The organism is Pseudooceanicola lipolyticus, assembly GCF_002786325.1.
Classification (GTDB): Bacteria; Pseudomonadota; Alphaproteobacteria; order Rhodobacterales; family Rhodobacteraceae; genus Pseudooceanicola_C; species Pseudooceanicola_C lipolyticus.
On the sequence record NZ_PGTB01000017.1, the window covers coordinates 15199 to 40849 of the forward strand.

A 25651-nucleotide genomic window follows, 5' to 3' on the forward strand; every position below is an offset into this window, starting at 1 on the left:
GTGCTTACTCGGCCGGGTCGGCGACCACGGGTTCGCGCACCTCCGGCGGCGTCGCCTCGACAAAATCGGTGCGGCCCACCGAGACATAGCGTTTGAATCCTGCCCGCTTGGCATCGCGCGACGAGTAGATGTTGCGCAGATCCGCCAGCGCGGCAAAGTGCATGCCTTCGGCCAGGCGTTTGAGGTCCAGCGCGCGAAATTCGTTCCACTCGGTCAGGATGACCAGCGCATCGGCGTCCTTGGCGGCCTCATAGGCATCGTCCAGCCAGTTGACCCCCGGCAGCAGATCGACCGCCTCGCGGTGGCCCTGCGGGTCGACCGCGCGCACCTTGGCACCGCCACCGATCAGCGCCGGGATCACCGTCAGCGACGGCGCTTCGCGCATGTCGTCGGTGTTGGGCTTGAAGGTCACACCCAGCACCGCGATGGTCTTTCCGGCAATCTTGCCGTCCAGCATGTCGGCGACCTTGTCCACCATGCGGCGGCGGGTTTCCTCGTTCACCTTGATCACCGTCTCGGTGATCTGCATCGGCAGGCCGTATTCCTGACCGATCCGCGCCAGCGCCTTGGTGTCCTTGGGGAAGCACGAGCCACCATAGCCGGGGCCGGCATGCAGGAACTTGTTGCCGATCCGCCCGTCCAGGCCCATGCCCTGGCTGACCAGCTTCACATCGGCGCCGGTGCGTTCGCACAGGGCGGCGATTTCGTTGATGAAGGTGATCTTGGTCGCCAGGAACGCGTTGGCGGCGTATTTGATCATCTCGGCGCTTTCCAGATCGGTGGTCAGGATCGGGAAGTCGCGCAGGTAGAGCGGTCGGTAGATCTCGGACATCACCTCGGCCGCGCGGTCATTCTGCACGCCGACAACGATACGGTCGGGGCGCATGAAATCGTCGATCGCCGCGCCTTCGCGCAGGAATTCGGGGTTCGAGGCGACGTCGAAATCGGCCTTGGGGTTGGCCCGGGCGATGGTCTCTTTCACCTGCCGGTTGGTTCCGACCGGCACGGTCGACTTGGTCACCACCACGGCATAGCCGGTCAGCGCCTGGGCGATCTCTTCGGCGGCCTTCATCACGAAGGTCAGGTCGGCATGGCCGTCGCCGCGCCGGGTGGGGGTGCCCACAGCGATAAACACCGCGTCGGCGCCATCAACCGCCTCTTGCAGGTTGGTGGTAAAGGACAGGCGGCCGCTTTCGACATTCTTGGCCATCAGCAGATCAAGGCCCGGTTCGTAGATCGGCACGCCGCCCGCGCGCAGCGTTTCGATCTTCCTCGGATCCTTGTCGACGCAAATCACGTCATGGCCGAAATCGGAAAAACAGACACCCGAGACCAGGCCAACATACCCGGTGCCGATCATAGCAATCTTCATACTGGTACCCTCAAATGCGCTTTGAGAAAGGGATCCGCGATGCGGGAATCGAAGTCAACAATACAGGCGCCCTCAGCGGTCGCCAATTGCGCTGGCGAGGTAAAATGGCGGCATCAGGATGCGTCTTGCAGCACCCAGCGGAAACCGGTCCAGCGGGCCCCGCATCGCCCGGGGCGGCAGCGTGGTGCCCTGGACCAGCCCGGCCAGCAGCTTGCCGGTATAGGTGCCCATGGCGACGCCGTTGCCGTGATAGGCGAGCCCGGCGAACAGGCCCGGCTGGTTCGGCACCGGGCCGGCAAAGGGCACGCGCCGGCGGCTGAGACAGACCATTCCGGACCATAAATAAGGGCTTTCCACATGTGCCCAGGCGGGAAACATCGCTTCGAAATGGGCGCGGGTGCGGGCCCGTGCCCGTGCCTCGGCGGCGGGCGAGGACAGCAGCCCGCCACGCATGCCGAACAGGAATCGGCGGTCGGGCATCAGGCGGAAATAATGCAGCAGACCGCGGGTGTCATAGGCCATCTGCGCGCTGGTCCAGCCCTGCGCCTGCAGTTCTTTCCCGGTCATCGGGCGGGTCACCAGCACGTTGGATTGCGCCGGCATATAGCGCCCGGCCAGCCAGTTGGGTACATCTTCGCTGGAATAGCCGTTGGTGGCGACAATCACCTGGCGGGCGCGCAACTGTCCACGGTTTGTGCGCAGACGATAACGACCAGAGAGAGAATCGATTCCCGTCACCTCGCTTCTCTGGAACAGTTGCGCCCCGACCGAGCGGGCCGCCGCCGCCAGCCCGAACAGGTATTTCAGCGGGTTCAGCGCAAAGCCCCAGGGCAGGGTGAGCGCGCCGTGAAACGGCCCGGCCATGCCCTGTGCGGCCAGATCTTCGGGTTCGATCAGCTGCGCCTTGTCGGGGCCCAGCGCTTCTGCCTGGGCGCGCAGCGCATCCATGTCGCGCGGGCGGTGCGCCAGTTGGGTTTCGCCCTGCGAATGGGTGTCGGCCTTGATGCCGAAACGGTCGATCAGGGCGGCGACCAGCGCCACCGCGTCCTGTTGCGCCTGCCAGAATTCCTCGGCCGCGCCGGCGCCAAAGCTGCGCTCGATCTGTGCATGACTCCGCATTGCGCCGCCGATGCAGCAAAAGCCGCCATTGCGCCCCGAGGCGCCCCAGCCCGGGCTGCGCGCCTCCAGAACGGCGACGCGGGCGCCGGCTTCGGCCAGATGCAGCGCTGCGGACAGGCCGGTGAAGCCGCCGCCGATGATCGCGACATCGGCCTTGCGTTCGCCTTGCAACTGCGGCCAGTCTGGCGGCGTGACGGTTTCGGGCCACCAGCAGCCGTCGCGCGGGGCGTCGCCATAGGCAAAGCCCGAAAAGATCCGCTTCATTGCGCCCGCACCGCCGCCTGCTCGTCCAGGCGCTGGCGCACCACCTTGCGTTTGGACAGCAGCGAGGCAGAGATCACGCCGATGGTCACGATCCCGATCAGAATGGTCGACAGGGCGTTGATTTCCGGGCTGACGCCCAGCCGCACGGCCGAGAAGATCTTGATCGGCAGCGTGGTGGCCGAAGGCCCGGTGGTGAACGAGGCGATGACCAGATCGTCCAACGACAGGGTGAAGGCCAGCAGCCAGCCGGAAATCACCGCCGGCGCGATGATCGGCAGGGTGACCAAGCGGAACGCCTGGGCCGGGGAACAGCCGAGATCCAGCGCCGCCTCTTCCAGCGACTGATCGAAGGTGACCAGCCGCGAGGACACCACGACCGAGACATAGCACATCGAAAAAGTGGTATGCGCCAGCACGATGGTCAGCACCCCGCGATCCAGCCCGATGCCGATAAACAGCAGCAGCAGCGACAGGCCGGTGATCACCTCGGGCATCACCAGCGGCGCGTAGATCATGCCGGAAAACAGCGTCCGGCCCAGGAAGCGACCGCCGCGCACCAGGACATAGGCGGCCATGGTGCCCAGAACGGTTGCCATCGTCGACGAAAACACCGCCACCTTGAAGGTGACCCAGGCGGCGTCCAGGAAGGACTTGTCGCGCAGCAGCTCGCCATACCATTGGGTCGAGAAGCCCGCCCAGACGGTGACCAGCTTGCTGGCGTTGAAGCTGTAGATCACCAGGATGACCATGGGGATGTAGAGAAAGGCAAAGCCCAGCGTCAGCGATACGGTGTTGAACCAGCTCAGCCGCATCACAAACCGGCCTCGGCATCGCGTTCCTGGTTGCGCTGGAACAGCACGATGGGGATCACCAGGATCAGCAGCAGCACCACCGCCACCGCCGAGGCAACCGGCCAGTCGCGGTTCGAGAAGAACTCTTCCCACAGCACCTTGCCGATCATCAGCGTGCCCGATCCGCCCAGCAGCGACGGGATCACGAATTCGCCCAGTGCCGGGATGAAGACCAGGAAACAGCCGGCGATGATGCCGTTTTTCGACAACGGCACGGTGACAAGCCAGAAGGCCGACAGCCGCGAACAGCCCAGATCTTCGGCCGCCTCGATCAGCGAGCCATCCATCCGGTCGAGCGAGGAATAGATCGGCAGCACCATGAAGGGCAGGTAGGCATAGACGATGCCGATATAGACCGCGACATTGGTGTTGAGGATGATCAGCGGCTCTTGAATCAGCCCGATCCACAGCAGGAACTGGTTCAGGAAGCCCTCCTGGCTGAGAATGCCGATCCAGGCATAGATGCGGATCAGGAACGAGGTCCAGAACGGCAGGATGATCAGCATCATCAGCGTTGGGCGCCACTCCTCGGGGGCGCGGGCCATGCCATAGGCGATGGGATAGCCGATGGCCAGCGTCAGCAGGGTCGAGACCACCGCGATGGTCAGACTGGAGAGATAGGCCTTCCAGTACAGCGAGTCGGTGGTCAGGAAGATGAAATTCTCGAAATCGAGCTCGGACAGGAAGGCCCAGATGCCCTCGGCCCAGTCGAACTGGGGCAGATAGGGTGGCCGCGCCAGTGCCACGTCGGAGAGCGAGATTTTGACGACGATGAAGAACGGCACCAGGAACAGCGCCAGCAGCCACAGATAGGGCGTCGCGATCAGGAAAAATCTACGCATCTGCCTGCTCCCGTTGCTGCGGGCGGTGCTGGCCCCGGCGCGGGAACCGGGGGAGGGAGGCGGCCCGCCCGCTCATCGCGCCAACAACACACCGGCGGTGGCGGTCCAGGACAGCCAGACGTCGTCTTCCCAGGTAAAGGAGCGGCGCGCGATGCGCCGGGTATTGGCCGACTGCGCCTTGATGATGGTGCCGTTGGCCAGTTCGACATGATAGGTCGACAGGTTGCCCAGATAGGCAATGTCATGAACCTTGCCACGCAGCACGTTGTCGGCAGTTTCCGGGTGTTCCGCCGAGATCACCACCTTTTCCGGCCGGATCGCCAGATAGCCGGTCTGCCCGGCGTCGAACCGTTGCGACGAGGTGGCAAAGAGCGGCGGCTGCCCTTCGGCCCAATCGATGCGGATCTGGCCTTCGTCGGTGGGCGTGGTGCGGCCCTCGATAATGTTCACGTCGCCGATGAAATCGGCGACATAGACCGAACTGGGGGTTTCATAGATGCGGTCGGGCGTGGCGACCTGCATCAGCTGGCCTTCATCCATCACCGCGATCCGGGTGGCGACGGTCATTGCCTCTTCCTGGTCGTGGGTGACGATCACAAAGGTGGTGCCGGTCTTTTCCTGGATGTCCATCAGCTCGAACTGGGTGTCCTGGCGCAGCTTGGCGTCCAGCGCGCCCAGCGGTTCATCCAGCAGCAGCAAGGTCGGCGCCTTGGCCAGCGACCGGGCCAGCGCCACGCGCTGGCGCTGGCCGCCGGAAATCTGGTGCGGCTTGCGCTTGGCAAAGCGTTCCAGCCGGGTCAGGCGCAGCATCTCCTCGACCCGCGCCTTCAGCGCATTGGTTTCCATGCCCTCGCGCCGCAGGCCAAAGGCGATATTGTCCCAGACGGTCAGATGCGGGAACAGCGCGTAAGATTGGAACATCATGTTCACCGCGCGCTTGTTGGGCGGCACCTTGCCGATGTCCTTCCCGGCCAGTTCGATCCGCCCCGAGGTGGGCGCCTCGAATCCGGCCAGCATCCGCATCATCGTAGTCTTGCCGCAGCCCGACGGCCCCAGCAGAGCAAAAAACTCCCGCTCGTAGATATCGAGCGAGAGATTGTCGATCGCGGTGAATTCACCGAATTTCTTGGTGACGTTCTGAAACCGGATCAGCGGTTTTGCCTCCGGCTCGTCCCAGGGTGCAAATACGGTTGAACTCAAATTCCGTCCCTCGTTGGTCTTAGGACCGGGGCGGGTCGTTGCTGCCCGCCCCGTCCGTTTCGGGTCAGGTGCCCGATTTGATCTTGGTCCAAAGCCGCGTCACGGTCCGCTGCACGCGCGGATCATAGGGGGTGGTCGTGTACAGGTTTTCCAGCGTCGCTTCGTCCGGATAGATGGCCGGATCGCCGATCACGTCTTCTTCCAGGAATTCCTGCGCCGCCTTGTTGCCGTTGGCGTAGTAGACATAGTTCGAGGCCGCGGCCATGTTCTGGGCGTCCATGATGAAGTTCAGGAACACATGGGCGCCTTCCGGATTGGGCGCGTCAACCGGGATGGCCATCTGGTCGAACCACATCAGCGCGCCCTCGGTCGGGGCGTGGTACTCGATTTCGACGCCATTATCGGCTTCGGCGGCACGATCGCGCGCCTGCAGGATGTCGCCCGACCAGCCGAAGGCGACGCAGATGTCGCCGTTGGCCAGCGCGTTGATGTATTCCGAGTTGTGGTATTTCAGCACATAGGGCTGCACCGCCGAATGGACCGCCTCGGTCTTGGCGATGACGTCGGGATCATGGCTGTCCGGATCCTCGCCCAGGAATTTCAGCGCGGCGGGGATCATCTCGGTCGGGGCATCCAGGAAATGCACGCCGCACGAGGCCAGTTTTTCCATGTTGGCCGGATCGAAGATCAGCGACAGGCTGTCGATCGGGGCATCTTCACCCAGAACCTCGGTCACCTTGCCGACATTCACGCCGATGCCGGTGGTGCCCCACATGTAGTTGATGGCATATTCGTTGCCCGGATCATACTGTGCGGTCCGATCCAGGATCACATCCCACATGTTATCGTAATTCGGCAGCTTGGACTTGTCGAGTTTCTGGAACGCCCCCGCCGCGATCTGGCGCTGCAGGAAGGTGCCGGTGGGCACCACAACGTCATAGCCCGAGCCGCCGGCCAGCATCTTGGTTTCCAGAACCTCGTTGCTGTCGAAGACGTCATAGACCAGGTCCAGGCCGGTTTCTTCCTCGAACTTCGTCAGCAGATCTTCGTCGATGTAATCCGACCAGTTGTAAACGCGGACTTCCTGCGCCCACGCTGCCGCACCGCTCAGAACCAGCACGGACGCCAGTGTCAGAGTTTGGGTTTTCATGAGTATCTCCCTTGCGCCCCGGGGTTCGCCCCGGTGACTTGGATTTGATCAAGTTTTGCCATTCCCAGCAATAGCCTTTATGTTTCCATGCACTGGACGCTGACGCAAGCCGGGTGGCTGCGCAGGAGAGGGGCGGCGCGTAACGTGGTGAAAAATGCGGCAGAGAAATCGGCACCCTCGGCCCCCGCGCTGCCGGTTCACGAAACGGTGTATCAAGCGCTGCGCGCGCGCGTGTTGTTTGGCGAAATGACGCCCGGCCAGGCGGTGACGATCCAGGGGATCGCCGCGGCGCTGGAGGCGGGCATGACCCCGGTGCGCGAGGCGATCCGGCGGCTGATCTCGGAAGGCGCGTTGGTGTTCCAGGATAATCGCCGGGTGATCGTGCCGGTGCTGACATTGGACGATTTGGAACAGCTTGTTTTCGTAAGAAAATCAATAGAGGTCGAGCTGGCCCGCCGGGCGGCGCGGCAGATATCGCCCGATCTGGTGCAGGAGCTGGAGCAGATCGATGCGGCGCTGGACGGGGCGATTTCAAACGGTGACGTGGCGGGCTATCTGGCGCAGAATCACCGGTTTCACACGGCGCTTTATGCCCAGGCCAATGCCCCGGTTCTGACCGATCAGGCCGAACGCCTGTGGCTGCGCTTCGGCCCCTCGCTGCGGGTGGTCTGCGGCCGCTTTGGCACCCAGAACCTGCCAGACCGGCACAAGGAGCTTCTGGTCGCCCTGTCCCGGCGCGACCCCAAAGCCGCCGCCGAGGCGATGGCGCAGGATATCGACCAGGGGATGGAGCAGATCGCGGCGGTGCTGCAACCGAACGGCTGATTCGATTGACAGTCTAAAATTTGATCATATTCTGCGGCTATCCCCGAAAACGGAGTGCCGTCATGCCCGCGATCACCAATCATATGCCCACTGCCGAGCTTCAGAAACTGGACGCGGCGCATCATATGCACCCGTTCACGACCGGCGATGAATTGGCCCAAAAAGGCGCGCGGGTCATCACCCGCGCCAAGGGGGTGTTCCTGACCGACAGCGAAGGCGTCGAGATCATCGACGGCATGGCCGGGCTGTGGTGCGTCAATATCGGCTATGGCCGCGACGAACTGGCCCAGGTGGCGGCGCGCCAGATGCGCGAGCTTCCCTTTTACAACACGTTTTTCCAGACCACCCATGTGCCGGCCATCGCCCTGGCTGCCAAATTGGCCGAACTGGCCCCGGGCGACCTGAACCACGTGTTCTTCGCCGGCAGCGGGTCCGAGGCGAATGACACCAATATCCGCATGGTGCGCACCTATTGGGCGATGAAGGGCCAGCCGGACAAGAAGGTGATCATCGCCCGCAAGAACGGCTATCACGGGTCGGCCATGGGCAGTGCCAGCCTGGGCGGCATGGCGGCAATGCACGAACAGGGCGGCCTGCCGATCCCGGACATTCACCACATCAACCAGCCGCATTGGTATGCCGAGGGCGGCGACATGACCCCCGAAGAATTCGGCTTGGCCCGCGCCCGCGAGCTTGAAGCGGCAATCGCCGAGATCGGCGAGGATCGCGTCGCCGCCTTTATCGCCGAACCGGTGCAGGGCGCCGGCGGCGTGATCATCCCGCCCGAAACCTACTGGCCCGAGATCCAGCGAATCTGCGATGCGCATGACATCCTGCTGATCGCGGATGAGGTGATCACCGGCTTTGGCCGCACCGGCAACTGGTTTGGCGCGCAGACCTTCAACATCCGCCCGGATATCATGACCATCGCCAAGGGGCTCAGCTCGGGCTATGCGCCGATTGGCGGCTCGATCGTCAGCGATGCGGTGGCGGCGGTGATCGGCAGCGGCGAGTTCAACCATGGCTATACCTATTCCGGCCACCCGGTGGCGGCGGCGGTGGCGCTGGAAAACCTGCGGCTGATCGAGGAAGAGAACATTCTAGGCCACGTTCGCGACGTCGCCGCTCCCTATCTGCAACAGAAGTGGGAGGCGCTGACAGATCATCCGCTGGTGGGCGAGGCGAAGATCTGCGGCATGATGGCGTCGCTGGCGCTGACGCCGGACAAGGCGACACGGGCGCAATTCGCCGCCGAGGCGGGCACCGCCGGGCTGATCTGCCGCGAACACTGCTTTGCCAACGGGGTGATCATGCGCCATGTCGGCGACCGGATGATCATCGCGCCGCCGCTGGTGATCACCCCGGACGAGATCGACATCCTGATCGAACGGGCGGTGAAATCGCTGGATGGCTGCCTGGCCGACCTGAAAGCCCAGGGGCTGCTGAAGGCCGCCGCCTGAGCCACGCGCGCCCATGGCGGCTTTGGCCGGCACAGGCTATACTAGGCCATGGCCGCCGCGTCCGAGATCGTCGCCTCGCTGCCGCCCGAGCAACTTGTCCGGGCGCTGGAGGTGAATGATTACATGCTGGGCGAGGCGCGGCAGGCCACCGATGCCGATATCGTCATCTCGGGCATGTCCGAGCGCATTTTCGCCGCGGGGGTGCCATTGGACCGGTCGTCGTCCATCGTGCGGCTGCTGCATGCGGAATCAGTGGCCAGCGCGCGGTATTGGGAACGCGGAATCGGCGCACGGCACCAGACCTTTCCCTTCCGTCTGGGCGACAGCGGCGAGCAATATAACCGCTCACCGGCGGCGGTGGTGCATCAGACTCGCGAATGGCTGACGCTGTGGCTGCCCGATACGCCCGACGACGCCTATAACATCGTGCCCGAGCTGAAGGCCGACGGCTATACCCATTACGTGATGATGCCGGTCTTTACCGCCGAGGGCATGTCGAACACCTTCAGCTTTGCCACCAAGGCGCCGCAGGGATTTTCCGACAGCGATTTTGCCTTTTTCCGAGCGATCTTTCCCGCAATTGCGGCCTGCCAGGAGATATTGGCCACCCGGCGCATCCTGCATGAACTGGTGCGGATGTATGTCGGCAACGAACCGCACAAGCGCATCCTGTCGGGCGATGTGCACCGGGGACAGGTGACGCGGATACGCTCGGCGATCCTGTTTGCCGATATGCGCGAGTTTACCCGTCTGACCGCTGACCTCAGCGCCGAGGCGGCCACGCGCCTGCTGAACGACTATTACGACTGCATCGTGCCCCCGGTCGAGGAGCGCGGCGGCGAGGTGTTGAAATTCATCGCCGATGGCATTCTGGCGATTTTCCGCGCCGAGGGCGAAGGTGGCAGAGCCTGCCGGCACGCGACCGAGGCGGCGCGCGCCGGGCTGGCCAATGTCGCAAGCTATGCGGGCCAGCCGAAATTCGAGGTCGGGATCGGCCTGCATTTCGGCGAGGTCGCCTTTGGCAATGTCGGATCAGGGGCGCGGCTGGATTACACGGTGATCGGACGCGACGTGAACCTGGCCAGCCGGGTCGCCACGTTATGCGGGACGCTGAAAATGCCGCTGCTGGCCTCGTCGCAATTCCGGGCGGCGATTGGCGATCAGCCCTGCCGCCCGGTGGGCGCCTTCGAACTCAAGGGCCTGAAACGGCCCGAGGAGATCATCGCGCTATAGGCTGGCGGCTCAGCCCTTCATGCCGTCCCAGAAGGATTTGACCGAGGAAAAGAACGACTTGGTCTCGGGGTTGTTATCCTCGCTCAGATCCTCGAATTCGCGCAGGATCTCTTTCTGGCGGCTGGTCAGGTTCACCGGGGTTTCCACCGCCAGTTCGATGAACATGTCGCCGGTGCCGCCGCCGCGCAGGGGCGGCATGCCCTTGCCGCGCAGGCGCATCTGACGGCCCGATTGGCTGCCGCCGGGGATCTGCACCCGCGTGCGCCCGCCGTCGATGGTCGGCACTTCGATGGCGCCGCCCAGGGCGGCCTTGGACATCGACACCGGGACGCGGCAATAGAGATTGGCCCCGTCGCGTTCGAACAGCTTGTGCGGCGCCACCTCGACAAAGATATACAGGTCGCCCGGAGGCCCGCCGCGCATCCCTGCCTCACCCTCTCCGGCCAGCCGGATGCGGGTGCCGGTTTCGACCCCGGCGGGAATGTTGACGTTCAGCGCGCGGTGCTTTTCAACCCGGCCCTGGCCGCCGCAGGCCTTGCAGGGGTTCTTGATGATCTGGCCGATGCCGGCACAGGTGGGACAGGTCCGCTCGACCGTGAAAAAGCCCTGCTGTGCCCGCACCTTGCCCATGCCCGAACAGGTGGGGCAGGTGGTGGGTTCGGTGCCGCCTTCGGAGCCCGAGCCATCGCAGGCCGAACAGGTGACCGAGGTGGGCACGTTGATGGTTTTCTGCATGCCCGAAAAGGCATCTTCCAGCGTCACCCGCAGGTTATACCGCAGGTCCGAGCCGCGCGCGGCACGGCGGGTGCCGCCCCGGCCGCCGCCGCCCATGAAGTCGCCGAACAGATCGTCGAACACATCCGAGAAGGCAGAGGAAAAATCGCCGCCGGGATAGCCGCCGCCGGGGCGTGCGCCCTGGCCGCCACCGCCGCCCATGCTGCCGTCAAAGGCGGCATGGCCGAACCGGTCATATGCGGCTTTCTTGTCGGCATCCTTCAGGATTTCATAGGCCGCATTGGCCTCTTTGAACTTTGCCTCGGCGTCGGGATTGTCCTTGTTCCGGTCCGGGTGCAGTTCCTTGGCCTTCTTGCGATAGGCTTTCTTGATCTCGTCAGCGGATGCGCCTTTGGCCACGCCAAGCACGTCATAGAAATCACGCTTAGACATCGTATCGTCCTCTCTGCCGAAACGCAGCGGGCCGGCCCGGATCCCGGACCGGCCCCCACATCGCGTTCCGGCTATGCATTACGCACGTTTGTCGTCATCCAGGTCTTCGAACTCGGCATCGACGATGTCATCATCGCCACCGGCGACGTCATCGGCGGCTTTCGGTTCGTCATCCGCCTCTTCCTGGCTGGCCTTGTAGATCGCTTCGCCCAGCTTCATCGCGGCTTCGGTTACGTTCTGAATGCCGCCGCGGATCTTGTCCACGTTGTCGGTTTCCAGCTCGTCCTTGAGCGCAGCAATTGCCAGTTCGATCGCCTCGATGGTCGAGGGGTCGACCTTGTCGCCATGTTCTTCCATCGACTTCTCGGTGGAATGGACCAGGCTTTCGGCCTGGTTCTTGGCATCGACCAGTTCGCGCCGCTTCTTGTCGGACTCGGCGTTTTCCTCGGCGTCCTTCACCATGCGTTCGATATCGTCGTCGGTCAGACCGCCCGAGGCCTGGATGGTGATCTTCTGTTCCTTACCGGTGCCCTTGTCCTTGGCCGACACCGACACGATGCCGTTGGCGTCGATGTCAAATGTCACCTCGATCTGCGGCATGCCACGCGGTGCCGGCGGGATGTCTTCCAGGTTGAACTGGCCGAGGATCTTGTTGTCGGCGGCCATTTCGCGTTCGCCCTGGAACACCCGGATGGTCACGGCGTTCTGATGGTCTTCCGCGGTCGAGAAGATCTGCGACTTCTTGGTCGGGATCGTGGTGTTGCGGTCGATCAGGCGGGTAAAGACACCGCCCAGCGTCTCGATGCCGAGGCTCAGCGGGGTCACGTCCAGCAGAACCACGTCTTTCACGTCGCCCTGCAGCACGCCGGCCTGGATGGCGGCGCCCATGGCGACCACCTCGTCCGGGTTCACACCTTTGTGCGGCTCTTTACCGAAGAACTTGGTCACTTCCTCGACCACTTTCGGCATCCGGGTCATACCGCCGACCAGGACAACCTCGTCCACGTCATTGGCGGAAATGCCGGCGTCTTTCAGCGCCGCCTTACAGGGCGCCATCGATTTCTTGATCAGGTCACCCACCAGGCTTTCCAGCTTGGCGCGGGTCAGCTTCATCACCATGTGCAGCGGCTGACCGTCCGAACCCATCGAGATAAACGGCTGGTTGATCTCGGTCTGGGTCGAGCTGGACAGTTCGATCTTGGCCTTTTCCGCGGCTTCCTTCAGGCGCTGCAGCGCCATCTTGTCCTTGGTCAGGTCGACGCCATGCTCTTTCTTGAACTCCTCGGCGAGGTAGTTGACGATCCGCATGTCGAAATCTTCGCCACCCAGGAAGGTGTCGCCATTGGTCGATTTCACTTCGAACAGGCCATCGTCGATTTCCAGGATGGTCACGTCGAATGTGCCACCGCCCAGGTCATAGACCGCGATGGTGTGGCTGTTTTCCTTGTCGAGCCCATAGGCCAGCGCGGCAGCCGTCGGTTCGTTGATGATCCGCAGCACTTCCAGGCCGGCGATCTTGCCGGCATCCTTGGTGGCCTGACGCTGGGCGTCGTTGAAATAGGCGGGCACGGTGATCACGGCCTGCGTGACCTCTTCGCCCAGATAGCTTTCGGCGGTCTCTTTCATCTTGCCGAGGATGAAGGCCGAGATCTGGCTGGGCGAATATTTCTCGCCGCGCGATTCGACCCAGGCATCGCCATTGCCGCCGTCGATGATGGCATAGGGGACAAGTTTCTTGTCCTTTTCCACCTCGGCATCGCCGACGCGACGACCGATCAGACGCTTGACCGCGAAAATCGTGTTGCTGGAGTTGGTGACTGCCTGGCGCTTGGCCGGCTGGCCGACCAGCCGCTCTTCTTCGGTGAAGGCGACAATCGACGGAGTCGTGCGCGCACCTTCAGCATTCTCGATCACCCGGGGCTGGCTGCCGTCCATGATGGCGACACAGCTGTTGGTCGTCCCAAGGTCGATACCTATGACTTTTCCCATCTTCTTTGATCCCTTCTCTCTTTAAGGCGATATCCCGAGGCCGGAACCCGTATTGGCATCCCCGCCCCGATCCGGTTGCCGTGGAAGCCGCATTCGCTTCCCCGGCGTCCCGGCGTATATAGGGAGCAGACTCTGACCCTGCAACCGTTCTTAAAGGCGCAAATGTGCAAATCTGAGGCGAATTGGACCATGTGCCGGAAAGGGATCCATCCTGTGGCCGGGCGGCGACCATGACCCGGTTGGCACTGGGTGCGGCCGAACTGTGGAAAGATCACCTGGACCCGGCGCGGCAGGCCCGGCTGGTCGAGGTCGTGGCGCAGCTGTGCAGGGCCGCGCCGCCCTATGCGCCGATGACGCCCTATGGCAAGAAGATGTCGGTGCAGATGACCTCGGCGGGGCAGTTCGGCTGGTATTCCGACCGCAAGGGATATCGCTATGTCACCACGCATCCCGACGGCATGGATTGGCCGCCGATCCCGCGCGAGATCCTGCAGATCTGGCAAGAGGTCACCGGGCTCGAACATGCGCCCGAATGCTGCCTGGTGAACCACTATGGTGAAGGCGCCCGCATGGGGCTGCACCAGGACAAGGACGAGGCCGATTTCTCCTGGCCGGTGGTCTCGGTGTCGCTGGGCGATGACGGCCTGTTCCGAATCGGCGGCACCACGCGCGGGGGCAAGACCGCCTCGGCCTGGCTGCAGTCGGGGGATGTGGTGGTGCTGGGCGGTGCGGCGCGCCTGGCCTATCACGGCGTGGACCGCATCCGTTACGGGTCGTCGCGATTGCTGCCGCAGGGGGGGCGGATCAACCTGACGCTGCGGGTCGTCACCTGATCCGCGGGGGAGACCGGGCCGGCACGTGGCCCGCCCGGTCCTTCAAGCGGATTAGAGGATGAAGTCGTTGGCCAAAAACTGGCCCGCCGTCACATCCTCGATGGTCAGGCGGTCGCCCTCGCCGAAGTTGATGATGGTATCGCCCTTCTTGGTCGACATCAGGTCCTTGAGGTCGGCGAACGAGTCGACATCGAATTCGCGGATGTCGATCTTCTCGGCCTTCCCCTTGAGGCGGAAATCGGTGATCACGTCGCGCCCGTCGCCCAGGCCGAACACGAACTTGTCGGTTCCGCCGCCGCCGGTCAGGGTGTCATTGCCCTTTTCGCCGCGCAGCGTGTCCTTGCCACCGCCGCCCAGCAGGGTGTCGGCGCCGCGGTTGCCGATCAGCAGATCCTTGCCGCCAAGCCCGGCCAGCGTGTCGTTGCCACCAAGGCCGCGCAGGGTGTTGGCCTTGCCGTTGCCGGTCAGTTCGTCGCCATAGCTGCTGCCGATCAGGCCCTCGATCAGGCTGTAGGAATCGCCAACCGCGTCGCCGTGGGCGGCGTTCTTGCCGGACAGGTCGGCGGCGACCCCGGTATCGGCGTCGGCATAGCTGGCCAGATCGGTGCCGACCCCGCCGCTCAGCCGGTCGGCGCCGGCGCCGCCCATCAGAATGTCGTTCCCGGCGCCGCCAAACAGCGTGTCGTCGCCGGCGCCGCCGTGCAGCTTGTCGCCGGTGTCCTTGCCGTTGAGGTTCTCGATGATCTGCGAGGTCGAAATCACCGTGCTGCTGCCGTCACTGGCCACCGCGCGCACCTCGACCTTGTCATCGGCCTTGGATTTCATCCCGGTCAGCTCGAACTCGTAATACCGCAGGCCGAACGGGGTGATGACCAAATCCTGCGGATCGATCGAGGCGACCGCGACATCGTTCAGGTAGATCGTCAGCGAGGCGAGGTCGGTTGCCGAAATGCCGGGATCGAGCAGTTCGTCGGACAGGCTGGACGGGTCCAGCACGATGGTGGTCGAGTTGTTGTTGATGTTGTCATCGACGATGTCCAGGTCGGCCTCGGAGGCATTGGCGCCGACGCCGAAGCTCTGGATTTGCACGCCCAGATTCAGCAGCGCGGTGACTTCGTCGCTCAGGGGGCCACCGGCGTTGTTGCCGCCGTCCGAGAGGAAATACAGCACTTTCTGCCCGGCCGAGGAGCTCTGGAAATAGGACAGCGAGGATTGCAGCGCGCTTTCGAAATCGGTGCCGCCCAGCTCGTTCAGGCCACGCACATATTCCAGCACGTCCGCCACGCCATCGCCGTTGCTGTCCTGGGTTGCGGTGAAGGTCTGCGAAATGGTGGAATCCGATTCGAACGGCACGATGGTAATCGCCGCATCCGGCAGGTTGGCATCGTTGATGATCGAGGCGTGCAGCGCCTCGAACGAGGCGATCTCGGCATCCAGCACGGTGTTGCTGCTGCCATCGCCGTTGCGGTCGCCGACATTGACCGAACCGGAAAAGCCCGATCCGGTGCTGCCCGACACGTCGATGGCAAAGACCAGGTCCACGTTGTCCGAAACGACTTCCTGCCGCGACACGAAGCCCGAAATCTTGGTCTTCTTGCCCCCGGCGGCGTCATCCGCGGTCAGGCTGACCGCGATCTGTTCGCCGGTGGCCAGGGTTTCGATCGACGAGGTGGTGACCGGCAGCACGGTGCCGTCGCCATAGATCAGATCGTTGCCAGCGCCGCCAAAGGCGACATCGGCGCCAAAGCCGCCGCGAATGGTGTCATTGCCGGCGCCGCTGACCAGCAGGTCGTCGCCGTCCAGGCCGCGCAGGATGTCGTTGGCACTTGCCCCGTAGAGGTCGTCGTCTTCCGGTGTGCCTTCGAGGTCCAGCTCCATATTCGGCAGCTTCCAGTTCACCACCGAGGCGAGCTGGTCCGCGGTCAGACCGTCCAGCGTGCCCAGCGGCAGTTTCTTGAGGCTGTTGAACGTGCTGGCCAGGGTATTGGCGCTGTCGGCCTGCGACGCGAAGGACAGGAAGGACACCGATTCACCCGGCGCCAGCGTCACGTCATATTCATAGGTCAGGTCGTCATAGCTGAGCGTAAGCTCGGCGCCGGCCAGATCCTTCTTGTTGGACACCAGCACACCGGCCGGTGTCGTGGCGTCGGTGCTGTCATAGACCGCGACCCAGGTGTCGCTGCTGGTGACGGCCGAGTCGCCGCTGGAGGTTTGGGTGGCGATATTGCCATCGGCGCCGAAATCGGTGCGCAGCTGGTAGGTATAGGTCACCGTGCTATCGGACGCATTGGTGATGGTATCGAAGAACCGGGCATAGCCATCGGTCTGCGACACTTTCACCTGCCGCTCCATATAGATGCCAGAATAGTTGACATAGGGCAGGGTTCTGAAGGTGTTGGCCCCCTCTGCGATCAGGTAATACGAGGCGCTGAGCCCGTAAAAATCCAATCCGGTGTCAAAAGCATCTTCCGACCCGTCAACAATTGAACCGTCGGCATTGAGATCCCATTCAAATCCATTTCCGTCGAGAACGCTATGCGTGGTTCTTACAAAATCTTTTGCCAATGTAATGCTCCATCTGACCAATAGGCGCGCGATGACTCAGGAGGTTGTGGAGCCATGCGGCGGGCCGCGCGGCGAATCCTTCACTCCGTCGATTTGCGTGCCTAATCCCCTAACACCGACGGGATAGCGGTGGCCGAGGAGGCGTGTCAAACCTCGGATGGCCATCGGCGATTATTTTTTAGGCAGAACGGGTTATTCGACGAGTCCAAGGGGCGTTGCGGCGGGGCCGCCGGGCGCTATCTTCGGGCGCCCCAACTCAACGAGGCATGGCGCCGCGTATAGAATTCGCCCATCAGGCCAAGCATCGACAGCGCAACGCCGACCCAAAAGGCATACTGCCAATTCGAAAAATGCGGATTGTAGTTAATAAACACGAAGCCGCGGGATTGATCGATGGTGTGAAACAATGGGTTCCAGTTGAATGTGTGCAACAGAAATGTGGGCAGCGTATTGGCCAGGAACATCTTACCCGAGGCAATCATATTGGCACGCTGATACACCGTCGACGCGATGTTCACGAAGGTCGGAAACCAGGGTTTGATCGCGGTCAGCACCAGCCCGACGGCACATCCGGTGAACCAGCTGAGCAGCAACATGCCAAAGGCCGGGATCGGCTGGTAGATGGTGATCGGTTTGTACGCCGCATGGTAGACAAACAGGATCACCAGCATCGACAGCACCTGGACATACAGGACCCCCAGCGCCGCGCCGGTGATGGTGATCGCGGTGTTCAGCGGCGCGTGCTGCATCATCGGGCTGCTGGGGCCTTCGGCGCCCACCACCGCGCCCACCGCCTTGACATGCGACATGTACAGAAAAATGCCCGACATGATATAGAGCAGGAAGTCGCCGCGCAGCGCGCTGGTGCGCAGATTCAGCAGGCTGACCATGACATAGAAGGCGGCCACCATGATCGCCGCCTGCAGCATGTTGACCACAAGCGCCATGAAGGCGTTGTTATGGGTTTTGCGCACGCTGCGCACGGTTGCATGAAAGATCAACTCAAGCGTGGTCAGCGCGCCTGAGAAAGCGGTTTTGCGCACCCGGTGTTTGAACATGGCCTCTGGGTCCTGTGACCGGTCACGGACTTCTTGCTGTTCCGCTGGGGGCAAAGCATAAGGGGCGGCGTGTGAATATTCAACAAACCGGCACAAAACGGAGCGGATTGCGTGAACTATGAGACTTTGATGCCATTGATGCGGAAACTTGCCATCGAGGCCGGCGAAAAGATCATGGAGATCTACGAGGCCGACGATTTCGAGGTGAAATCCAAGTCGGATGACAGCCCGGTGACCGAGGCCGACGAAGCCGCCGATGCGCTGATCTCTGCCGGACTGCGCGCCGCCTTCCCGGATGTGATGCTGGTGACCGAAGAGCAGGCCGCCTCGCATGCCGCCCGTGGCGACACTTTTCTGATCGTCGACCCGCTGGACGGCACCAAGGAATTCGTACATCGCCGCGGCGATTTCACCGTCAATATCGCTTTGGTCGAAGCCGGCGTGCCGACACGCGGCGTGGTTTACGCGCCGGCCAAGGGCCGCCTGTTTATGACACAGCCGGAAGGTGAGTCGGTGGAAGAGACCGGAGATCTGGCGGCCGAAACAATTGGCGCGCAAAAGCCGGTTTGTGTCGGCAGCCCGGACAATTCGGCCCTTATGGTTGTCGCCAGCAAGTCGCATCGCGACCAGGCGACCGATGATTACATCGGCAAATACAACGTTAAGGATATGACCAGCGCCGGGTCGTCGTTGAAGTTCTGCCTGGTCGCCACCGGCGAGGCCGACCTCTATCCGCGGCTGGGCCGGACCATGGAATGGGACACTGCCGCAGGTCACGCGGTGCTGGCCGGGGCAGGTGGCAAGGTGGTGCGTTTCGACGATCATTCGCCCCTGACCTATGGCAAGGAGGGCTTCGCCAACCCCTTCTTCATCGCCTATGCGCCCGGGGTGGAATTGAAGGCCGGGTGATGTCGGTTCTCATCGTCATTCCGGCGCGCTACGCCTCGACCCGCTATCCCGGAAAACCGCTGGTCAAACTGCGCGGTGCAGGCGGACAGGCGCGCACGCTGATCGAACGATCATGGCGTGCCGCCTGCGCGGTGGCCGGGGCTGACCGGGTGGTGGTGGCCACCGATGACGACCGCATCAAAACCGCCGCCGAAGGCTTCGGTGCCGAGGTGGTGATGACCTCCGACACCTGCGTCAACGGCACCGAACGCTGTGCCGAGGCACACGAGGCGCTGGGCGGGGGTTACGAGATTGTCGTTAATCTGCAGGGGGATGCGCCTCTGACCCCGCATTGGTTTGTCGAAGACCTGGTCGCCGGGCTGCGCCGCGACCCCGAGGCCGGGATCGCCACGCCAGTGCTGCGTTGCAATGGCGAGATGTTGTCCGGGTTCAAGGAAGACCGTCTGAACGGTCGCGTCGGCGGCACCACCGCGGTGTTTTCCGCCGAGGGAGCGGCGCTGTATTTCTCGAAAGAGGTGGTGCCGTTCACGGGGCGCGATTTTGCCCCGGACGAGGCCACCCCGGTATTCCACCATGTCGGTGTCTATGCCTACCGTCCCGGCGCCTTGGCGGCCTATCCCGCATGGCCGGTCGGACCGCTGGAGCGCAACGAGGGGCTGGAGCAATTACGCTTCATGGAGAACGGCCGCCGGGTGCTGTGTGTCGAGGTCGAGTCGCGCGGTCGCCAGTTCTGGGAACTGAACAACCCCGAGGACGTTTCAAGACTGGAGTCGATGATGGCCCAGATGGGCCTGGATTGATCCGCAGTCACACAAGAGTCGGAACTTCGCCTTATCGGCGCCCGGTGAATGGGCAATATTCCCGACTTGACGCAAAGCGGCGGGCTGGCACAGACAGGCGCTGTGGCGTTTGTCTCGGAAGTGCCATAAACTTCCGGTACGCTTCGTATTTGGAGTGATAAGTTGGCCTCGCCTGGGTCAGACGAGTAAACGGTTTGAGAGAATGAGGACAGGAATGCGTAGAAAAGTTACCAAAGCAATTTTCCCCGTCGCAGGCATGGGGACCCGTTTCCTCCCGGCGACGAAATCCGTACCTAAAGAAATTATGACGCTGGTTGACCGCCCGCTGGTGCAATACGCCATCGACGAGGCGCGCGCGGCCGGGATCAAGGAATTCATTTTCGTCACCTCGCGCGGCAAGAGCGCACTGGAAGACTATTTCGATCATTCGCCCGTGCTCGAGCAGGAGCTGCGTCGCAAGGGCAAGAATGACCTGCTGGAACTGCTGAAAACCACCAACATGGACAGCGGCGCCATCGCCTATATCCGCCAGCACAAGGCGCTGGGCCTGGGCCACGCCGTGTGGTGTGCGCGCCGGCTGATCGGCAACGAGCCCTTCGCGGTGATGCTGCCCGATGACGTGATCGCCGCCGAAACTCCCTGCCTGCAGCAGATGGTCGAGGCCTATGAGGAAACCGGCGGCAACATGGTGGCCGCGATGGAGGTGCCGCCCGAGCGCGCGTCGGCCTATGGCGTGCTGGACGTGCAGGAAGACATGGGATCTATCGTGTCGGTCAAGGGCATGGTCGAAAAGCCCAAGCAGGAAGAGGCGCCGTCGAACCTGGCGGTGATCGGCCGCTATATCCTGGGCCCCTCGGTTCTGACCAATCTCAACAAGATGAAAACCGGCGCGGGTGGCGAGATCCAGCTGACCGACGCCATCGCCGCCGATATCGGCACCGAGAACACGGTGTATGGCTATCGCTTCCGCGGCCAGCGGTTCGACTGCGGTTCGAAAGCCGGGTTCCTGCAGGCCACGGTGGCCTTCGCCCTGGCCCGCGACGACCTGCGCGCCGATCTCAGCCGTTATCTGCAGGAAGTGACGCAGCACGAAAAGGCTGCTGAATGACTCAAGTGAAGGAACGCCATTCGTGACCACAATTCTGGTAACGGGCGGCGCGGGCTATATCGGCTCTCATGCATGCAAGGCTTTGAAGGTGGCGGGATACACTCCCGTCACCTTTGACAACTTGGTGACCGGCTGGCGCGACGCGGTCAAGTTCGGCCCGTTCGAACAGGGCGACCTGTCCGACCGCGCACGCCTGGACGAGGTGTTCGCCAAGTACAAACCGGCTGCGGTGATGCATTTCGCCGCGCTCAGCCAGGTGGGTGAGGCGATGAGCGAGCCGGGCCGCTATTGGCGCAACAATGTCGCCGGCTCGCTGACCCTGGCCGAAGCCGCGGTGGCGGCGGGCTGCCTGAATTTCGTGTTCTCGTCGACCTGCGCCACCTATGGCGAACATGACAACGTGGTGCTGGACGAAAGCACGCCGCAGATCCCGCTGAACGCCTATGGCGCGTCGAAGCGGGCAGTGGAAAACATCCTGCGCGATTTCGAGGCGGCGCATGGGCTGCGGCACGTGATCTTCCGCTATTTCAACGTGGCGGGCGCCGATCCCGAGGCCGAGGTGGGCGAACACCACCGCCCCGAAACCCACCTGATCCCGGTGATGTTGGAAGCCATTGACGGCAAGCGCCCGGCGTTGACGATCCATGGCACCGACTACGCCACGCCCGACGGCACCTGCATCCGCGACTATGTGCATGTCTGCGACCTGGTCGATGCCCATGTGTTGGGCTTGAACTGGTTGGAGCGGGGCAAGGGCAGCCAGGTGTTCAATCTGGGCACCGGCAAGGGGTTTTCGGTACGCGAGGTGATCGACGCCTCGCGCAGCGTGACCAACCGCGAGGTGCCGTTCTCGGAAGGGCCACGCCGGGCCGGCGACGCGACCAAGCTGGTCTCGGGGTCAACCCTGGCAGAGGCCGACCTGGGATGGGAGCCGAAGCGCTCGACCATGCCGCAGATGATCGCCGATGCCTGGCGGTGGCACCAGACCGGGCATTATGACGGCTGACCGGGCAACCGGTCCGGGCATCTGGCAGGCCTATCGGCTGAGACTGAAGCGCCGCCGCCTGCTGTGGCGGGCGTTTCGCAGCCGCCATCAATTGAAATCGATGCAGAACCGTACTGGGGCGATTGCCCCTGGCGACATCCTGCTGGTTATGGTGGTCCGGAACGAGGCGCTGCGGCTGCCCTATTTCCTGGATTATTACCGACGGCTGGGCGTGGCGCAGTTCCTCGTCGTCGACAATGACAGCACCGACGATACCGCGCCGCTGCTGGCGGCGCAGCCGGACGTGTCGCTGTGGTCGACCAAAGCAAGCTATCGCGCCGCGCGTTTCGGGCTGGACTGGGCGTCCTGGCTGTTGATGCGCTACGGGCACGGGCATTGGTGCCTGCTGCTGGATGCCGATGAGCTGCTGATCTATCCCCATTGCGACAGCCGCGACCTCAAGGCGCTGACCGGTTGGCTGGATCGGCGGCGACAGCCGGCATTGGGCGCGCTGATGCTGGACCTTTACCCGCAGGGCCCGGTGGGCGAGGGGGCCGCCGCGCCCGGTGCCGACCCGTTGGAGACGCTGAACTGGTTCGATCCCGGCCCTTACCGCGCCCTGCGCCAAAGGCCGATGCAGAACCTCTGGGTGCAGGGCGGCGTGCGCGAGCGGGTGTTTTTTCCGCGCCGGCCGCGCCGGTCGCCGACGTTGAACAAGCTGCCGTTGATCCGCTGGAACCGGCGCTGGGCCTTCGTGAATTCCTGCCACTCGATCCTGCCGCCGCAGCTGAACCTGGCCTATTCCGGCCCCGGTGGCATCGAGCCGTCGGGCGTGCTGTTGCACACCAAGTTTCTGCCCGATGTCACCGCCCGCGCCGCGGAGGACCAGGCGCGGCAACAGCATTTCAACGATCCCCAGAGTTTTTCCGGCTATTACGACGCGATTGCCGAGCAGCCGGTTCTGTGGTCTGACAAGTCGCTGCGCTATGAGGGCTGGCGGCAGTTGGCCGGCCTGGGGCTGATGTCTTCCGGCGGCTGGTAGCGCGGTTTCGGCGCAAACATCATTGCCACATTTTCGCCAGTTTGCCGCAATGCAGCAGCCTTGGGCCTTGTAACATCAGGAAAATTCACCGATTCTCAAGATTGAGACGGTATCTGGCCAGGGAACCACCGAAAGAAGTGCGCCCGCGGCCCAGTGAGTGGACAAGAACGTGAGCCTTTGGGAGTCCTACCGAATGCGGTTGCGGCGCAAGCGCCGAAGGCTGAGGGCTGTCCGCAAGTCACTGGAGCTGAAGGTGCTTCAGGACCGCACCGGTGCGATCCGCCCGCAGGACGTGTTGCTGGTGTCGACGCTGCGCAACGAACGCATCCGACTGCCCTATTTCCTGTCCTATTACCGTGACCTGGGGGTGGGGCATTTCCTGTTCGTCGACAATGACAGCGACGACGGGTCGGCGGAATACCTGTCGGGCGAGCGTGACGTGTCGATCTGGACCACCAAAGGCAGCTATCGCCGGGCGAGTTTCGGGGTCGACTGGGTGAATTGGCTGAACCGCCGCTATGCCCATGATCACTGGACGCTGGTGGTCGATCCGGACGAGTTTTTCGTCTATCCGTTCTGCGATACGCGCCCGATCACCGCGCTGACCGACTGGCTGGACAATTCCTCGATCCGGTCGTTTGGCGCCATGTTGATCGACCTTTATCCGAAGGGCCGGATCGATTCCGAACCCTACAGGGCAGGCCAGGATCCGCTGGAAATCGCCGCATGGTTCGATTCCGGGAACTACTCGATCAAGCGCAACCCGACCTATGGCAACCTCTGGATCCAGGGCGGGCCGCGGGCGCGGGTGTTTTTTGCCGACACCCCCGAGGCGGCGCCGGCGCTCAACAAGATCCCGCTGGTGAAATGGGACCGGCGCTATACCTATGTCAGCTCGACCCACATGCTGTTGCCGCGCGGGCTGAACCATGTCTACGAGGAATGGGGCGGCGAAAAGGCCTCGGGCGCGTTGCTGCACGCCAAGTTCCTCAACACCTTTGCCGAAAAGGCCGACGAGGAACTGGACCGGGGCCAGCATTATGCCGGCTCGGTCGAATACCGTGCCTATGCGGAGCGGCTGAAGGATAATCCCGACCTGTGGTGCAAGTGGTCTGAGAAATATATCAACTGGCGCCAGCTTGAGATCCTCGGGCTGATGTCCAAAGGGAACTGGGCATGACCGTCGGCACCGTCATGCTGGTGCATACCTCGCTGAACCGTGCCGCGCAGGTGGCGCGGCACTGGACGGCATCGGGCTGTCCGGTGGTGATCCATGTCGACCGCAACGTGCCGCGGCGCACCTGCCGCTCGTTCGTCAAGGCGCTGTCGGACGATCCGCTGATCCGGTTCAGCAAACGCCACCGCTGCGAATGGGGCACCTGGGGCATTGTCGCCGCCTCGCAGGCGGCGTCCGAGCTGATGCTGCAGGAATTCCCGCAGGTAAACCATGTCTATCTCGCCTCGGGCTCCTGCCTGCCGCTGCGGCCGATCCAGGAGTTGATCGACTATCTGGCCGCCCGCCCGCAGACCGATTTCATCGAAAGCGCCACAACCTCGGACGTGCCGTGGACGGTGGGCGGGCTGGATGCCGAACGCTTCACGCTGCGCTTTCCCTTCTCGTGGAAACGTCAGCGCGCGCTGTTCGACCGCTGGGTGCGGATCCAGCGGCGGCTGAAGCTGAAACGCCGGATCCCCGACGGCATCGTGCCGCATATGGGCAGCCAGTGGTGGTGCCTGACCCGGCAGACCCTGTCAGCGATCCTGCAGAACCCGGAACGCAAGCAGCATGACCGTTACTTCCGGCGGGTCTGGATCCCCGATGAGAGCTATTATCAGACGCTGGCGCGGCACTATTCCCGCCGCATCGAAAGCCGGTCGCTGACCCTGTCGAAATTCGATTTCCAGGGCAAGCCGCACATCTTCTACGACGATCACCTGCAGCTGCTACGGCGGTCGGACTGTTTTGTCGCCCGCAAGATCTGGCCGCGCGCCGAACGGCTGTACCAAGCCTTCCTGACCGACAGCGCCGGCGCGATGAAAAAGACCGAACCGAACCCCGGCAAGATCGACCGCATCTTTGCCAAGGCGGTCGAGCGGCGCACGCGCGGCCGCCCGGGCCTGTATATGCAAAGCCGTTTTCCTCGCGAGGGCTGGGAAAACGGCATCACCTCGAACCCCTATTCGATGTTCCAGGGCTTTGCCGAGCTGTTCGAGAATTTCGAAACCTGGCTGACCCGCGCCACCGGGGCGCAGGTGCATGGGCATCTCTTTGCCCCCGAACGGGCCGAGTTTGCCGGGGGCATGACGCTGATCAATGGCGGGCTCAGCGACAATGCGGTGGTGCGTGACTATGCGCCGCAATCGTTCCTCACCAACCTGATCTGGAACACGCGCGGCGAACGGCAATGTTTCCAGTTCGGACCGCGCGACAACCAGGACATCAACTGGCTGGTGGCGCGCGACCCCAAGGCGCAGGTTTCGGTGATCTCGGGCGCCTGGGCGGTGCCGCTGTTCCGCTCGAACCGCAATTTTGCCGACCTGCGCCGCGAGGCCGCCCACCTGCAGCGGATCGAAAGCGAGCATCTGGGCATCCTCAGGTCGCCCCATGCCAAGGCACGCATCCGCATCTGGACCATGGCGGAATTTATCGAATCGCCGATGGAACCGCTGCAATCCATCCTCGACGAAATCGGCCCGGCGCGCCTGCGCCGGCTGAGCGAGGTGCCCAAGATGGTCGATCTCGAAGGCTTCGGCCAGTTCCTGCAGAATCTCAAGAACCAGGGCATGCACCCCTATCTGATGGGGGATTTTCCGGTGGGGCAGGCCCCGACGCGGCAGTCTAAACCGCCGCGCAAACCCTATCTGGTGAAATAGCGCGC

At 63.3% G+C, this 25651-nt stretch carries 21 protein-coding genes; 11 read left to right on the forward strand and 10 right to left on the reverse strand.

What is annotated here, in order from left to right; all coding sequences use genetic code 11:
- Nucleotides 1-4: 4 nt before the first annotated feature.
- The 6 genes from CVM52_RS07515 to CVM52_RS07540 form a co-directional block, all read right to left on the reverse strand.
- Nucleotides 5-1372: a UDP-glucose dehydrogenase family protein gene (locus CVM52_RS07515; protein WP_100161894.1), complete on the reverse strand. Its 1368-nt coding sequence runs from the start codon at nt 1370-1372 to the stop codon at nt 5-7.
- 72 nt (nt 1373-1444) lie between these two features.
- Nucleotides 1445-2755, reverse strand: a complete 1311-nt coding sequence (locus CVM52_RS07520; RefSeq protein ID WP_100161895.1) for an NAD(P)/FAD-dependent oxidoreductase — start codon at nt 2753-2755, stop codon at nt 1445-1447.
- Complete coding sequence (locus CVM52_RS07525) at nt 2752-3570, reverse strand: ABC transporter permease (protein WP_100161896.1); 819 nt, start codon at nt 3568-3570, stop codon at nt 2752-2754. Before CVM52_RS07525 ends, CVM52_RS07520 begins: the two co-directional genes overlap by 4 nt.
- Nucleotides 3567-4448: an ABC transporter permease subunit gene (locus tag CVM52_RS07530; RefSeq protein ID WP_100161897.1), complete on the reverse strand. Its 882-nt coding sequence runs from the start codon at nt 4446-4448 to the stop codon at nt 3567-3569. The genes CVM52_RS07525 and CVM52_RS07530 overlap by 4 nt, the downstream gene beginning before the upstream one ends.
- Before the next feature lie 72 nt (nt 4449-4520).
- Nucleotides 4521-5648 carry an ABC transporter ATP-binding protein gene (locus CVM52_RS07535; protein ID WP_100161898.1) on the reverse strand — a complete coding sequence of 376 codons (1128 nt, stop codon included), beginning with the start codon at nt 5646-5648 and terminating at the stop codon, nt 4521-4523.
- A 64-nt stretch (nt 5649-5712) separates the two neighbouring features.
- The gene (locus CVM52_RS07540; RefSeq protein WP_100161899.1) at nt 5713-6798 is read right to left on the reverse strand and encodes a polyamine ABC transporter substrate-binding protein; all 1086 of its coding nucleotides are present in this window, start codon (nt 6796-6798) and stop codon (nt 5713-5715) included.
- Between the two features lie 144 nt (nt 6799-6942).
- Here CVM52_RS07540 and CVM52_RS07545 point away from each other — a divergent pair, with 144 nt between their 5' ends.
- The 3 genes from CVM52_RS07545 to CVM52_RS07555 all read left to right on the forward strand — a co-directional run bounded on the left by CVM52_RS07545 (nt 6943) and on the right by CVM52_RS07555 (nt 10316).
- Nucleotides 6943-7623 (forward strand): GntR family transcriptional regulator, encoded by a 681-nt coding sequence (locus tag CVM52_RS07545; RefSeq protein ID WP_370741412.1) that lies wholly within the window; start codon nt 6943-6945, stop codon nt 7621-7623.
- Between the two features lie 62 nt (nt 7624-7685).
- Nucleotides 7686-9083: an aspartate aminotransferase family protein gene (locus CVM52_RS07550; protein ID WP_100161901.1), complete on the forward strand. Its 1398-nt coding sequence runs from the start codon at nt 7686-7688 to the stop codon at nt 9081-9083.
- 48 nt (nt 9084-9131) lie between these two features.
- Nucleotides 9132-10316 carry an adenylate/guanylate cyclase domain-containing protein gene (locus CVM52_RS07555; RefSeq protein ID WP_100161902.1) on the forward strand — a complete coding sequence of 395 codons (1185 nt, stop codon included), beginning with the start codon at nt 9132-9134 and terminating at the stop codon, nt 10314-10316.
- A 9-nt stretch (nt 10317-10325) separates the two neighbouring features.
- On the opposite strand, the gene dnaJ is transcribed toward CVM52_RS07555, so the two are convergent.
- Together dnaJ and dnaK are read right to left on the reverse strand one after the other, a co-directional pair.
- Nucleotides 10326-11483, reverse strand: coding sequence for a molecular chaperone DnaJ (gene dnaJ / locus CVM52_RS07560; protein ID WP_100161903.1), 1158 nt, complete (start codon nt 11481-11483; stop codon nt 10326-10328).
- Nucleotides 11484-11561: 78 nt separating this feature from the next.
- A complete protein-coding gene (dnaK, locus tag CVM52_RS07565; RefSeq protein WP_100161904.1) occupies nt 11562-13472 on the reverse strand; it encodes a molecular chaperone DnaK in 1911 nt (636 codons plus the stop codon).
- Between the two features lie 230 nt (nt 13473-13702).
- Here dnaK and CVM52_RS07570 point away from each other — a divergent pair, with 230 nt between their 5' ends.
- Nucleotides 13703-14305, forward strand: a complete 603-nt coding sequence (locus CVM52_RS07570; protein WP_100161905.1) for an alpha-ketoglutarate-dependent dioxygenase AlkB family protein — start codon at nt 13703-13705, stop codon at nt 14303-14305.
- Between the two features lie 51 nt (nt 14306-14356).
- Here the strand turns inward: CVM52_RS07570 and CVM52_RS07575 are convergent, their stop codons facing one another.
- Nucleotides 14357-16870: a VWA domain-containing protein gene (locus CVM52_RS07575; RefSeq protein WP_100161906.1), complete on the reverse strand. Its 2514-nt coding sequence runs from the start codon at nt 16868-16870 to the stop codon at nt 14357-14359.
- Between the two features lie 236 nt (nt 16871-17106).
- Complete coding sequence (locus CVM52_RS07580) at nt 17107-17928, reverse strand: ABC transporter permease (RefSeq protein WP_100161907.1); 822 nt, start codon at nt 17926-17928, stop codon at nt 17107-17109.
- A gap of 111 nt (nt 17929-18039) precedes the next feature.
- On the opposite strand from CVM52_RS07580, the gene cysQ reads away from it, so the two are divergent.
- From cysQ to CVM52_RS07615, 7 genes are all read left to right on the forward strand, one after another.
- Nucleotides 18040-18837 carry a 3'(2'),5'-bisphosphate nucleotidase CysQ gene (cysQ, locus tag CVM52_RS07585; protein WP_100161908.1) on the forward strand — a complete coding sequence of 266 codons (798 nt, stop codon included), beginning with the start codon at nt 18040-18042 and terminating at the stop codon, nt 18835-18837.
- A complete protein-coding gene (locus CVM52_RS07590) occupies nt 18837-19637 on the forward strand; it encodes a 3-deoxy-manno-octulosonate cytidylyltransferase (protein WP_100161909.1) in 801 nt (266 codons plus the stop codon). The genes cysQ and CVM52_RS07590 overlap by 1 nt, the downstream gene beginning before the upstream one ends.
- A gap of 214 nt (nt 19638-19851) precedes the next feature.
- Nucleotides 19852-20745 (forward strand): UTP--glucose-1-phosphate uridylyltransferase GalU, encoded by an 894-nt coding sequence (gene galU / locus CVM52_RS07595; RefSeq protein ID WP_100161910.1) that lies wholly within the window; start codon nt 19852-19854, stop codon nt 20743-20745.
- Nucleotides 20746-20767: 22 nt separating this feature from the next.
- Nucleotides 20768-21751, forward strand: a complete 984-nt coding sequence (galE, locus tag CVM52_RS07600) for a UDP-glucose 4-epimerase GalE (RefSeq protein ID WP_100161911.1) — start codon at nt 20768-20770, stop codon at nt 21749-21751.
- Nucleotides 21741-22772, forward strand: coding sequence for a glycosyltransferase family 2 protein (locus CVM52_RS07605; protein ID WP_100161912.1), 1032 nt, complete (start codon nt 21741-21743; stop codon nt 22770-22772). The genes galE and CVM52_RS07605 overlap by 11 nt, the downstream gene beginning before the upstream one ends.
- Nucleotides 22773-22965: 193 nt before the next feature.
- The gene (locus CVM52_RS07610; protein WP_100161913.1) at nt 22966-23952 is read left to right on the forward strand and encodes a glycosyltransferase family 2 protein; all 987 of its coding nucleotides are present in this window, start codon (nt 22966-22968) and stop codon (nt 23950-23952) included.
- Entirely contained in the window at nt 23949-25646 is a 1698-nt protein-coding gene (locus CVM52_RS07615) for a DUF5927 domain-containing protein (RefSeq protein ID WP_100161914.1), read from the forward strand. The genes CVM52_RS07610 and CVM52_RS07615 overlap by 4 nt, the downstream gene beginning before the upstream one ends.
- Nucleotides 25647-25651: the final 5 nt, after the last annotated feature.